Origin of the sequence: Lactococcus sp. (genome assembly GCF_036648155.1) — a bacterium.
In the GTDB taxonomy this organism is placed as follows: domain Bacteria; phylum Bacillota; class Bacilli; order Lactobacillales; family Streptococcaceae; genus Lactococcus; species Lactococcus cremoris.
In genome coordinates this window covers 1-13,142 of the sequence record NZ_JAVXIY010000014.1, presented here as the reverse complement: position 1 = coordinate 13,142, position 13,142 = coordinate 1, and the positions used below count along the sequence as shown (strand labels likewise).

Here is a 13,142-nt window from a genome sequence, read left to right as displayed (position 1 = left end):
AAGGAATTAAAAATGCGTACTCTCTTAATTTTCCCTTACCTTGTTCTAGCTATTACTTTATTTTTCGGACTGATTCGTCTGTTTATTTTTGTAATCAATAAAACACGACACAAATTTCAAACAACTAAATCTATTTCTAATCTCAACAAAGACTTTCATAATTTTGCCCTAAAAACAAAAATAAAACGTTGGGGCTTAACTACTTGGATTGCTTTGACTGTATTTTCAGCATTTATAGTTATTGGTTGGCGAGTGAACTCTGCTATCATGGAAAAAAATTTCTTTAAAACCTTCGACTACTCTACCGCTATTTTCACCGCTTCCGCCCCAAATGTTGCTTATAATAATCAGATTATCGATGACTATGGCGTATTTAGCTCTAATCTTCATTCAGATACTTATAAAGATATTGATGGTTATCATGTGCCCTGGGAATCTTATAATTTTTCCTTTAATGTTTCAAATGTTGGGGGCTTAAATCTTAATACCTTGAGTCCATCAGTAAATTCAAATGCCTATTTTACCCAAACAACTAATCAAAAAATTGCTAGTTTTTTCTCTACAAATACCAACTACAAATCTAAAGATTATTATGGAATTCTCCCTACCCATGATGCTGACAAAATTTCACACCTTTCAAACCACGTGGCGGAAGTTGCTGTCACTTTTGATAAAGCTTATAGTTACAATGAAATCCAAAAAATGATTCCCAAAAATCTTTTAATTAATTGGTATTGGATTGGTTACAATGATTCAAAATCTCTTGATGCTGCTGGACAAACAAACTGGTTTGGCTTGATGAGTAATAGCAATTATGCTGAAAATGGTAATAATTCACAGCTCACTGGGAAGTTAGACAATGCTGCTTATCAAGATTTCAAAAAATCATTAACTGCGATTGCGAAAAAGAACCAAATCACAATTAACGATTTTAGCCCAAGTAAAGATGCACTTAAACAGGTAAAAAAATATCCTACTCTCAAATCAGCAAAATTTTCGGGAGTTATTTTAACAGGACAAACTAAGAATTTTGCGAATTTAGATAAAAATCCTTGGGTCTATGCCAGTAATGTTGGACTTACAGTAGAACTCCGTCCTGATATTCAACCACTCAAATAACAATTTCACTGACAGATTTATCAACAGAAAATGGATATAAAAAAATCACTGACAGAAATCTTGTCAGTGATTTTTATGACACTTTTAATCAAAGATTAAAGGCGGTCATTCAATTCTTTGCTGAGTTCTTCAAATCCTGGTTTACCAAGAAGAGCGAACATATTTTTCTTGTAAGCTTCAACACCTGGTTGGTTGAATGGGTTAATTCCGTTCAAGTAACCAGAAACACCGATAGCAAGTTCAAAGAAGTAAATGGCATATCCAAGTGTGAATTCGTCTTGTTCAGGCAATGTCACAATCATGTTTGGAACATTTCCGTCAGTGTGTGCAAGAAGCACGCCGTCAGCAGCTTTTTTGTTAACGAAGTCAACATCTTTACCTTGCAAGTAACCAAGTCCATCAAGGTCAGCGTCAAGTTCTGGAATGTTGATGTTTTTACGTGGTTTTTCAATACGGATCGCTGTTTCAAAAACAGTACGTGTTCCTTCTTGAATCCATTGTCCTAATGAGTGAAGGTCTGTTGAGAAGTTAGCTGAAGTTGGGTAAATTCCTTTTTGGTCTTTCCCTTCTGATTCACCAGCCAATTGTTTCCACCATTCTGAGAAATATTGAAGACTTGGTTCGTAATTGATCAAGATTTCTGAGAATTTACCTTTACGGTAAAGGATATTGCGAAGTGCAGCATATGCGTAAGCATCATTTTCATGAACGTTTGTAGAAGTGTATTCTTTACGTGCCGCGTTCGCACCGTCCATGAGAGCTTTGATATCAGCACCTGAAGCTGCGATTGGCAAAAGTCCAACAGCTGTCAATACTGAGAAGCGTCCACCAACTGAATCTGGAACAACAAAAGTTTCCCAGTTATTTGCGTCAGCATTAACTTTTACAGCACCTTTTTCTTTATCAGTTGTTGCGTAAATACGTTTGTTTGCTTCTTCACGACCGTATTTTTTAACTAACATTTCTTCGAAGACACGGAAAGCAATCGCTGGTTCTGTTGTTGTACCTGATTTAGAGATTACATTTACAGAGAAATCTTTGTCAGCAACGTAATCTACAAGGTCAGCCAAGTATGAAGAAGAAATTGAGTTACCAGCATAAAGAATACGTGGTGCTTTACGTTCTTCAGCAGTTTGCAAGTTAACAAAGCTGTTGCTCAAAAAATCAATTGCAGCACGTGCTCCTAGGTATGAACCACCGATCCCGATAACAATAAGAACTTCTGAATCAGATTGAATTTTTTTAGCTGCTTTTTGAATACGAGCAAATTCTTCTTTGTCGTAATCTTCAGGAAGGTCAAGCCATCCGATATAATCGCTCCCAGCACCTTTTCCTTCGTGGAGCAATTTAGCTGCCCCGTCGATTTGCCATTGGATTTCGTCTAATTCATTTTCAGCTACAAATGGAGTGAGTTTTGAATAGTCAAATTTAATATGAGCCATTTTAATTCCTTTCAATTTCTCGATTTTTGCGAGAATTTAGCTATTGAAGAAGGTCGATTTTTCTATTTTTTTCTTCAAATTTTCTAGTTCATTTTATCACTTTTTCGTATTTTTTACAAGATAAGATGCCCTCTACTCTTTTTTAACCATATTTCCCAAAGTATGTTGTCAATTTTTCAAAACCTATTTATCAAACTCGAGAAAAAGACGATTGAATCATCTAAAAATAACTTGCAATAAAAACATGCTCAAAAAAAGTTGAATTTGTGAAAAAGAGAGGATTGGGCCCATCACAAAAAACTTCCCGCTATCATTAAAGCTGTCAACCCTACCACTAAAACGATTCCCTGACACGAAGTTTTTTCTTTCAATGTTACTCTCGAAACCAAAATACCATAAAGTGAAGTCATATTCAAAAAAATCCAGCCTAAAGCTGCCATTTTATCTGCAGTAACTAGGACAAATGTAAAATGTGTGATAATGGTTAAAAAGGCTCTTAAAAGATAAAGAAAAGTATTTTTTCTTGTAAAAATCCATCTTTTCTTTTGCCATGCACCTCTATAAAGAAAAAACATGACCAGTGAGATGATAAATCTCAAGGTCAAAGTTGCTAAAGTAAAGGCGATAATCGTATAAAAATCCTGATGAAAATTACTTACAAGAAGTGGATTGCCAAAAGCTTGAGCGACTAGTAAGGGAACGATAAGCAAAATTCCGAATAAATATTTTTTAAAATCTGTTCCTTTTCTCAACCAAAACATCACAATAATCGTAGAAATTACTGCTAAAATATAAGTTTTTAAAGAGAAAGCCCCTGTTGCCAAAAAAACAGCAATGGGTATAAAAAAATCTGCTATTTTTGCAGAAATAACCGATTCAAAAACGGTCATATTTCGATATAAAGCAGAAAACCCCAATGCAACAAACTGAGCTAGAGCAGCATAAATAAGAACTCGCCAGTCAAAAATCAGCTTCCAAAAAGGAAAATAAAAAGCCAGCGCAATAATTAAAAACATGCTAAAAAGATTATTGAATAAATTGACTTGTAGAACAGAGTTTTTTTGAATCCCAATCTGATATCGGTCAATTACAATTGTCACTCCACGAGAAAGTGCTGAAATCAATGCTAAAATAACTACTAAAAATGCGGATAATTCCATAATGCCCCCCTTTTTTAAGGTCGTATGCTTGAAAATTTTATTTTCAGTGCGAATTTCTTATTCAAAATCGTTGGTCAAACGTAACATTTGATGTTTTTTTGTTATATTTGTATGATAGAATATAATTAATAAAAAAACAATTAAACGCTTAGAGGAAAATAGCAAATTTGAGATTAGGAGAAATTTTATGGATACTTCTTTTGGACAAGCCGAAAAAAAATTGAGAATTTCTAGAAATATTGAACCCAAGGAAATGGCAGGGGACATGATTTCTTATCAGCAGATATTAAAGTTTGAAAAAGGACAAACCATGATTAGCGCTGAGAAGTTAATTTACCTTCTTGAGTTTCTCAACATCTCTCTGGATGAATATGAGCGTGCTCGACATGCTATCTATGGCGACTCTGAAATCTTTTATAATCAACGAATTGAGAGGGCTTTACATCACAAAGATAAAGCAAAATTAAGAGTTCTTCTCAAAGAAACAAAAGAATACATGGAAGAGTTCCCACATAACTTTCATTATTTTATAAATATGATTGAAATTAAGGTCGCACTTTTAAAACTCAATGTCCGCTTAAAAATTCCACAAAAGGAAATTATCAAACTTTCCAGACATCTTTTGATGATAAAAGAATGGACGATTTCTGATATCTTGATTTTTTCAAATTGTATGGAGATTTTTAATGAGAGTCAGCTCAAAGAACTTGTCAGTCGAATGCTCTATCCTGAAAGCCGTTATCTTTTTTCCCCTCAAACACAATCAAAAATGAATCTTTCCTTACTCAAAGTCATTAATATTTTTATTAAAAGAAAAGATTATTCTCAAATATGCGAACTTTTTTCATATCTGGATGAGCATATTCAATCTGACCTCAGTACTTCCGAGCGTGCATTACTTGCTTATAATAAAAACCTTTTTGATTATTGCCAAGCCCCAAGTATCAAACAATTGATGAAACTAAAACAATTCGTAAGCACTTTTGAGCTTTTGGGTTGCTATGACATTGCAAATGTGATTGCTGAAGAAATAAATCATTATCAAGTAAACTTCTTAAGTTAAGACAATATCTTTTTATATAAAAGTTGAGCCCTTATGAACTTTTTGTTAAAATAAAGGCAATGGATATTGAACGTTATAAAAATCTAGCCCAGCAAAAACAAAAGACACATAAAAAATTTTTAGCTGGACTTGCCAAAAAACCACCAAAGCAATTAGATAAAATCGTTAAAGAAGTTCATGAAGAGGTTTTTTTAGAAATCGACTGTACCAAATGTGCCAATTGTTGCAAAACCTTAGGCCCTCTTTGGACAGAAGCCGATATTGAACGCGTCGCAAAACATTTAAGAATGAAAGTGAGTGACTTTGAAGCCACTTATCTCCGAACTGACGAAGATGGTGACAAAGTTTTTCAAACGATGCCTTGTCAGTTTCTTGGCTCTGACAATCTCTGTAGCATTTACGAAGTTCGTCCCAAAGCTTGCCGTGAATTCCCTCATACTGACCGTAAAAAGATTTATCAAATCAACAATTTAACGATAAAAAATACACTCTACTGTCCAGCAGCTTATGAATTTGTTGAGAAATTGCAAAAGCGCTTGGATTAATTGGCTCATAAAAAATACAATTTGATCAATTGATCAAATTGTATTTTTTATATATTTTTCTAGCTTTTTTCTTGCAACTTCTGCATTGTATTTTTCTGGTAATGACACTTCATTTCCCTTGTCATCAAACATCTTCCCAGTCACACCAGTATATCTTTCGTCTAAAGCTAACCTTCGACCAACGGCAACAGAATGATTGGTCAGATTTTTGGTCCAAGACATCAAATCACTCTGGACATCTCCGGGATAAAACGAATTAACCATAATATTTTTTTCAAAAAGTTCTTTTGAAGCTAATTTCATAAGCAAGGTTTTATGAGTAATTTCCCAAATTCCACGCTCTACCGTATTCTTTTGTCCAGAACAAATCATTCCTAGTCTAAGCACTTGAAAATGTCCAGTTACCAAAGCAACACGTGCTTGTTTACTTTTTTCTAAAAGCGGAACAAACAGGTAGATAAGCTCAGCATGTGCCTGTAAATTCGTGCGAATATTTATTTCTGCTGAACTTGGGAAAACGCCAAAAGTATCGATTAATGCATCAATATGGTCAAACTTTTCACCAGTCTCTTGAATCAACTTTCGTTGCTCATTTTTGTTAGTCAAATCAGCAATAAGAAAATCAATTTCCCCGTGAGCCTGATGACTCACCCTTTGAGCTTTTGCTTCACTGCGCCCAATAATCAGAAGTCTTGCTTCATCATCTCTAAAACCCAAAGCAATTGCTTTTCCTACACCAGAAGTGCCACCTAAAATTACAATATTCTTTTTCATAGCTTCAGTATAGGAAAATTGAGAAAGAAAATAAAATAAGAATCCTTATATTTTGTCAAATACCTTTTCTTTATAAAGTTCGGTAAAAAGTTGGCTTTTAGAAAAATAGGCTCTACTTTTATCATTTTCAACAAGTAAAGCAGCCAAATAATAAAAGTTGGCCAACATATAATGAGAATTGTGTTCAGAAATAAATTGGATCCCTTTTTCAAGTGTCATTAATGCTAACTTATTTTTTTCCAATTTTTTATAAATTACTGCTCTCAAATAATAAAGAACATTCAAATTTTCATCATAGGAGGTCTTTTCTAAATCCTGAAATGCAGCTTCAATATATTCCCCTACTTGTTTTTCTTGATGATTCACTGCCGAAATCACTCCTAAACTCATCCAGCTAAGGCGAGAAATAATCGTTAACTTTTTTTGGTCAACTAAAGCTAAGCGCAAGTTTTCTTGTGCCTCATTAAGTTGGCCGAGTTGAGCTTGAGACACGCCTAAATAATAGTAATAGGCATGCAACCCCTCCTCTGAAATGGCATCTATAGTTGAATCTAGCAACAAAAAATCTCTTAATTCAGCGTATTGATGTTGGCGGCATAATTCTTCAGATTTTTGGCTCAATTTTTCAATTTGACTCATTGGAAAATAATTTTTCAAATTTGCTTGCAGCTCTGAAATTCCCAATTTTTGATAAATGCCAATAAAAATATCTGCTGCCGGCATATAATCCCCAGCTTCAATATGAGATAGCAGAGCCTGTGAGCAAATTCCTTGTGCCAATTCTGCTTGAGTAAGTCCTAATTTTTTTCTTTGTTCCTTAATACCTTTACCAAGCGCTTTTTTATTCATGCATTTATTATAGCAGAATAAAAAATTTACTGACAAATTGATTTATCAGTAAATTTTTCTTTTATTTTATTAAGCAAGCAGTTCTTTCAAAGCTTCTGTTGTCTCTGTCAGTGAATGTCCCAAGGCTTTTTCAAAATCTTTAGATTCCACATCTAAATCTTTTGCTTCAATGTCTTTTTGGAAGCCGAGGAAAAGTTCGGCTACAAAATCTGGAAGCCCTGTTTCAACTAAATGACTGACAAAAGCCTTATCATCAGCGACAATAACTTCAAAATCCTTATCAGACACTGATTTTAGTGCTTGAGCAAGTTCTGCGTACGTGAGTGTCTTTCCTGAAAGCTCTAAAACTTCTGGAAGTTCTGCTCCTGCAAGTACTTTTGCCCCAGCTTCTGCGTATTCGCGTTTCAAAGCCCAGCCCACTTTACCTGTTGGTGCATTGTAAACAAATTTTCCAGTTGAAAGAGCCGCAGCAATAATTGGCATTTCATTTTCAAAGTACCAGTTATTACGTAAAAATGTGTAGGAAATCCCTGATTTTTCAATCGCTTTTTCAGTATAAATGTGATCAGCAGCTAAATCGCTTGTCGCAGTTTCTGCTTGAGGAAAACTTGTATAAACAATGTAAGAAATTCCAGCACTTTTGGCTGCATCAACCACATTTTGATGCTCAGCTTGACGATTTCCCGGCGCTCCTGAGACAAAAAGCAGACGGTCAATTCCTGTAAATGCTTGCTCTAAAGCCGTTAAATCTGAATAATCAGCCAAACGTACATCGAAACCTGCCGCTTTAAGTGGGGCTGCTTTTTCTTCTGTGCGAGCCAAAACCGCAATATCAGAAATTGGAACCAATTCTTTCAAAAATCCAAGAGCATAAGTACCATATCCACCCGTCGCACCTGTTACTAAATATTTCATGTTGAATCCTCCATTTATTTATTATTTTTTATATTTTAAAGTAGCTTGCTTTTCTGACTACCTAAGTGTATAATAACATTGTACTACCAATGTGTAAAGTAAGCACTTAAAAGTAAGATACTATCCTTTTGGATACTATTGTATAATAACAACGATTATGAGGTGATAAAAAATTGAATAAAATTTCTGAACTTCCCGATTGCCCTGTTGAAACAGCACTTGTTTTGATGGGCGACCGTTGGAAAATGCTCATTGTCCGTGATTTATTAGAGCGAACCATGCGCTTTGGCGAACTTCAACGTTCAGTTGGACATATTTCACAAAAAGTTTTGACCCAACATTTGCGTGCCCTCGAAGAAAGCGGGCTGGTTCATCGTGAAGTCTATGCAGAAGTGCCTCCTCGCGTTGAATATTCACTGACAGAACTTGGAAGAACCCTCAAACCAATCCATGATACGATGGCAGCTTGGGGAAATCTTTATAAAAAAGAAATCAGCAAAGCTTAGAGATAAAAATTACTGACAGAATTTCCTGTCAGTAATTTTTGTTTAATTATTTATAAATTTCTGCACACTTTTACCTAAAAAGAATTATAATAAAAGTAAGTATGGAGGTTTGATGATGAAAAAAAATACTAAATTTTATAAATTTGGTCTTATCCTTAGTATCTTCTTAGTGTTTTTAATGTCTGTCAGTACAATTATTTGCTCAATCTTATCTGTAAATTTCGTCAGAATTTCTGCTGCCTTAGAATGCTTTAGCATTGCATTACTACTCTTCTTTTTTCAGAAATATGGCGAACAAACGGTCAGCAAAGAAACTGATTTCTGGATTCCTCGAAAATTTGGGTTGGGTATAAGTATCAATCCTCATACAAAGGCAAGTAAAAGAATAACTATTTTTCTTATTTACTTTCTTGTCTTCGCTGGATTCTTTTTGATATTTTTGTAGAAAAACCAGTAGCTTTTGAGCTACTGGTTTTTTTATTTATGATTAGTTTTCTTTCAATTCAGCAATACGAGCTTTCACAGTATCGAATTTTTCTTGATAATCAGCTAATTTATCTTTTTCTTTTTGGACAACTTCTGCTTTAGCATTCGCAACAAAACGTTCATTACCTAATTTTTTATTCACTAAATCTAACTCTTTTTGCCATTTAGCAAGTTCTTTTTCAAGTCGAGCAATTTCTTCTTCGATGTTAATCAAACCAGCCAATGGTAAGTATAATTCTGCTCCAGTAATGACCGCTGACATCGCTTGTTCTGGAACCGCCAATTCTTTAGCAATTGTTAATTCTGAAGGATTAGTGAAACGGCTGATATAAGGAGAAACAGCATTCAAGAAATCTGCATGTTCAGATTTAATCAACATTGGGACAGCTTTAGACAATGGTGTATTAACCTCAGCACGAATATTACGAACGGCTGTAATTAATTCGATTAACATCGCCACACCTTCGCTTGCCTTGTCGTCATTAAATTCTGGACGTACTTTTGGATATTCGGCAACAACAATTGAACCAGAAGTATTTGGTAATTTTTCAAAGATTTCTTCAGTGAAGAAAGGCATAATTGGATGTAAAAGACGTAAAACTTGATCTAAAACATGGAGCAATACTGCACGTGTAATGTCTTTTTCAGCTTCATCCTCACCAAACATGACTTCTTTTGTTAATTCCAAATACCAGTTTGCAAACTCATCCCAAATGAAATTGTAAAGAATATGGCCAGCTACACCAAATTCAAATTTATCCATTTGTTCAGTCACGCGCTCAACAGTATCATTCAAACGTGTCAAAATCCAACGGTCAGTAACATTACCAGCAGTTTTATTTGCAACTTTTGTCAAAGCCGAAGAGACAGCATCAGCGCTGACATCTTCTGCATTCATCAAAATATAACGTGAAACATTCCAAATTTTATTGATAAAATTCCAAGCGGCATCCATTTTATCATAAGAGAAACGCACATCTTGTCCTGGTGCAGAACCATTTGATAGGAACCAACGTAGTGCATCAGCCCCATATTTTTCAATCACATCCATTGGGTCAATTCCGTTACCGAGCGATTTAGACATTTTACGTCCTTCTTCGTCACGAATCAAACCATGAATCAAGACATTGTGAAATGGTGATTTACCAGTGAATTCTAAAGATTGGAAAATCATGCGTGAAACCCAGAAGAAGATAATATCATAACCTGTTACAAGGGTACTTGTTGGGAAATAACGTTTGAAGTCTGCTGACTTTTCATCTGGCCAACCCATTGTTGAAAATGGCCACAAAGCTGAACTAAACCAAGTATCGAGCACATCTTCATCTTGTGTCCAGCCTTCTCCCTCAGGTGCTTCTTCACCAACATACATCTCACCCGCTTCATTATACCAAGCTGGAATTTGATGTCCCCACCAAAGTTGACGTGAAATAACCCAATCATGAACATTTTCCATCCATTGCATAAAAGTATCATTGAAACGTGGCGGATAAAATTCTACTGCATCTTCTGTCGCCTGATTAGCAATCGCATTTTTAGCTAATTCGTCCATTTTGACAAACCATTGTGTTGATAAACGTGGTTCAACAACCACTCCTGTTCGCTCTGAGTGCCCAACTTCGTGGCGGACTGGTTTTACATCAACCAACTGCCCCAATTCCTTGAGGTCAGCAACAATTTGTTTGCGGGCTTCAAAACGGTCAAGTCCTTCATATTTTCCACCATTTTCATTGATGGTTCCGTCATTATTCATCATGTTAATCATTGGCAAATCATGACGCATCGCAACTTCAAAGTCATTAGGATCATGAGCAGGTGTAATTTTTACAACCCCAGTTCCTTTTTCCATATCAGCATGGTCGTCTGTCAAAATCGGAATGACACGATTAATGATTGGCAAGATAACATTTTTGCCCACTAAATGTTTATAGCGTTCGTCTTTTTCATTGACAATAACAGCCGTATCACCAAGGAAAGTTTCTGGACGTGTTGTGGCAATTTCAACAAACTCATCACTTCCTTCAATTTGGTAAGTGATGTGGTAAAAAGCCCCATCAATTTCTTTGTGAATGACTTCAATGTCCGACAAAGCAGTCATCGCTTTTGGATCCCAGTTGATGAGTTTTTCACCACGGTAAATCCAACCTTTATTGTAAAGTTGAACAAAAACTTTACGAACCGCTTGTGAAAGGCCTTCATCAAGAGTAAAACGTTCACGAGAATAATCTACTGAAATACCCATTTTACCCCATTGTTCCTTGATTGTTGTGGCATATTCATCTTTCCACTCCCAAACTTTATCAAGGAATTTTTCACGTCCAAGGTCTTGTGGTAAAATACCATCTTCAGCAAGACGGGCAGCAACTTTTGCTTGAGTGGCAATCCCCGCATGGTCCATTCCTGGCAACCAAAGCGTATCAAAACCTTGCATCCGTTTTTGACGGATGATGATGTCTTGTAATGTTGTATCCCAAGCATGACCCAGGTGGAGTTTTCCGGTCACATTTGGTGGTGGAATAACGATGCTATAAGGCTTGGCATCGGGATTTCCAGAAGGTTTGAAAACATCAGCTTCAAGCCATTTTTCGTAGCGTCCTGCTTCAACCTCTGTCGGGTTGAATTTTGGGGTTAGTTCGTTTGTCATGTTTTTCTCCTTGTATATCTTACAAATTTTTTAATTTATTTTCCGTTCTTAGCTCTATCCCATTCAATTTTAAGATATGTACTAATTTGGGATTTAAGTTCCGAAATTTCATCTTTTGATACTGATTCTTGTTTACCAGAAATAGTTTCAATCAATGAATTTAAATCCTTATGTTTTCCTTTATTATTGTGCCACCAAAACCTTGTCCATTTATCTAAAACTTGGTTGGCCTTATTATCAATGTCTTTATCATCTGCAAAATATAACGAAAGTAATTCTAAATCCTTCTGGAAATTCCACAATAATTCTTTGTCCTCATTATCTGTACGAAATTTCATTAGTTTATGATAACTAGACAATGTATTTGCCGTTTGTTTCCTGACATTTTCTATCCAATCAATCCTTGCTTGCATCCGAATATTTTTCTTATTTCTATTATTTGTAATAAGAACCCCTATAAATGCAAGGAATGCCACTAAGCAACTAACAAGAAAAGTTCCATTTTCTGTGACAAATTTTTTCATTTATGAATTATTCTTCCCTCACTTTCTATCAAAAAAATACCGCCCATAAGCCTCCTAAAAATAGGACGCTCACGCGCGGTACCACCTAAATTCCTGACAGATTTACTGACAGACACTCATTTTATATCATAATTACTGACAGGATTGGTTACGACTTCGACTAGCTACTTTAGTAGCGTAGCGAGAATCGATATTCGAGGCAAAGCCGAAGATGTCAGCAATTATTCCTTGAAATGACGCAACCTTCATAAAGTTTGACTGAACACTTTCACCAACCGTGTCCTCTCTAAAAGTCTTGCTTTATTACTCCTCGTCAACTTGTTTTTATTTTAGCAGAATTCTTGTTTTTTTACAAGATACTTCTAAATTTTTATTTTTCTTTAATGATTTCTAAAAAATGATCCAAGCCTTCTTTGGCTTGAATTTGCTGATTACATTGTTCAGAATCTAAGCAAATATAGGTGCCATTTTTAGTATAAGTGCCGTCAGCACCTCTTTTTGTTGTCGCTAGAAATTGAGTGACAATACTTGTTTTTTGGCAAATGGCACAGATATTTTTCATACTGCCAGAGATACTGCCATAGAAACCACGCCCGTCAGCGGTCAAAAGATATTTTCGACTGCTTGAAACTTCATTCCAAGCAAAGTAAGTGACATCACGTAAATCCCATTGACTTGTCGCTGGAATTTTTAACTTTTTAACTTTTTTGAAAGCTTTTTTCATTTGAGCTTCACTCGGTAAATGAAAAGCTTCGACTAAAGTTTTAAGTTCTGTCAGTAATTTTTCAGCTTGTTCTCTTGATAATTTAGGATTATCAATGGCTGATAAGTATTCTTGAATAGCAACTTTTACTGACAGATTATTTTCACTGACAAGGTCAGCATTTTCAGCGATTTGCAAAATTTCTGTGGCGACTTGAGCATAGACTGCTTCAACAGTCGATTTATCATTGACAGAGTGATAGACATTGACCAGGTCAAATGTCAGGTATTTAATTCGATTATATTCATATGGTTTTAACATTTTCTTATTCCTTAAGATGTGAACCCGACTGCTTTGAAGTTATGAAAATTAGGAAAATGCGGTTCTGTGCAAGGCACAGGTCCCGTTTTAT

General features: G+C 35.4%; 13 protein-coding genes. 5 read left to right on the top strand and 8 right to left on the bottom strand.

The window, feature by feature from the left end; all coding sequences use genetic code 11:
• Positions 1-12 precede the first annotated feature (12 nt).
• Complete coding sequence (locus tag RSC39_RS11505; RefSeq protein WP_332537324.1) at positions 13-1,119, top strand: anti-sigma factor C-terminal domain-containing protein; 1,107 nt, start codon at positions 13-15, stop codon at positions 1,117-1,119.
• A 95-nt stretch (positions 1,120-1,214) separates the two neighbouring features.
• Here the strand turns inward: RSC39_RS11505 and RSC39_RS11500 are convergent, their stop codons facing one another.
• Positions 1,215-2,561 (bottom strand): glucose-6-phosphate isomerase, encoded by a 1,347-nt coding sequence (locus RSC39_RS11500; protein WP_332537322.1) that lies wholly within the window; start codon positions 2,559-2,561, stop codon positions 1,215-1,217.
• 290 nt (positions 2,562-2,851) lie between these two features.
• Complete coding sequence (locus RSC39_RS11495; protein ID WP_332537320.1) at positions 2,852-3,721, bottom strand: hypothetical protein; 870 nt, start codon at positions 3,719-3,721, stop codon at positions 2,852-2,854.
• A 187-nt stretch (positions 3,722-3,908) separates the two neighbouring features.
• Between RSC39_RS11495 and RSC39_RS11490 the strand changes: the two genes are divergently transcribed.
• A complete protein-coding gene (locus RSC39_RS11490) occupies positions 3,909-4,784 on the top strand; it encodes a helix-turn-helix domain-containing protein (protein ID WP_063281941.1) in 876 nt (291 codons plus the stop codon).
• A gap of 59 nt (positions 4,785-4,843) precedes the next feature.
• A complete protein-coding gene (locus tag RSC39_RS11485) occupies positions 4,844-5,329 on the top strand; it encodes a YkgJ family cysteine cluster protein (RefSeq protein ID WP_063281940.1) in 486 nt (161 codons plus the stop codon).
• Positions 5,330-5,362: 33 nt separating this feature from the next.
• Here RSC39_RS11485 and RSC39_RS11480 read toward each other — a convergent pair whose 3' ends face one another.
• From RSC39_RS11480 to RSC39_RS11470, 3 genes are all read right to left on the bottom strand, one after another.
• Positions 5,363-6,103, bottom strand: a complete 741-nt coding sequence (locus RSC39_RS11480) for an SDR family NAD(P)-dependent oxidoreductase (protein WP_332537317.1) — start codon at positions 6,101-6,103, stop codon at positions 5,363-5,365.
• 45 nt (positions 6,104-6,148) lie between these two features.
• Positions 6,149-6,952 carry a helix-turn-helix transcriptional regulator gene (locus tag RSC39_RS11475; RefSeq protein ID WP_332537315.1) on the bottom strand — a complete coding sequence of 268 codons (804 nt, stop codon included), beginning with the start codon at positions 6,950-6,952 and terminating at the stop codon, positions 6,149-6,151.
• A gap of 69 nt (positions 6,953-7,021) precedes the next feature.
• Complete coding sequence (locus tag RSC39_RS11470; RefSeq protein ID WP_332537313.1) at positions 7,022-7,867, bottom strand: NAD(P)H-binding protein; 846 nt, start codon at positions 7,865-7,867, stop codon at positions 7,022-7,024.
• 227 nt (positions 7,868-8,094) lie between these two features.
• Between RSC39_RS11470 and RSC39_RS11465 the strand changes: the two genes are divergently transcribed.
• Together RSC39_RS11465 and RSC39_RS11460 are read left to right on the top strand one after the other, a co-directional pair.
• Positions 8,095-8,373, top strand: coding sequence for a helix-turn-helix domain-containing protein (locus tag RSC39_RS11465; RefSeq protein ID WP_010906356.1), 279 nt, complete (start codon positions 8,095-8,097; stop codon positions 8,371-8,373).
• 112 nt (positions 8,374-8,485) lie between these two features.
• A complete protein-coding gene (locus RSC39_RS11460) occupies positions 8,486-8,818 on the top strand; it encodes a hypothetical protein (RefSeq protein ID WP_332537311.1) in 333 nt (110 codons plus the stop codon).
• A 42-nt stretch (positions 8,819-8,860) separates the two neighbouring features.
• On the opposite strand, the gene RSC39_RS11455 is transcribed toward RSC39_RS11460, so the two are convergent.
• The 3 genes from RSC39_RS11455 to RSC39_RS11445 form a co-directional block, all read right to left on the bottom strand.
• Positions 8,861-11,503, bottom strand: a complete 2,643-nt coding sequence (locus RSC39_RS11455) for a valine--tRNA ligase (RefSeq protein WP_332537309.1) — start codon at positions 11,501-11,503, stop codon at positions 8,861-8,863.
• A 35-nt stretch (positions 11,504-11,538) separates the two neighbouring features.
• A complete protein-coding gene (locus RSC39_RS11450; RefSeq protein WP_332537307.1) occupies positions 11,539-12,027 on the bottom strand; it encodes a hypothetical protein in 489 nt (162 codons plus the stop codon).
• A 370-nt stretch (positions 12,028-12,397) separates the two neighbouring features.
• Positions 12,398-13,051: a FusB/FusC family EF-G-binding protein gene (locus RSC39_RS11445; RefSeq protein ID WP_332537305.1), complete on the bottom strand. Its 654-nt coding sequence runs from the start codon at positions 13,049-13,051 to the stop codon at positions 12,398-12,400.
• Positions 13,052-13,142 lie beyond the last annotated feature (91 nt).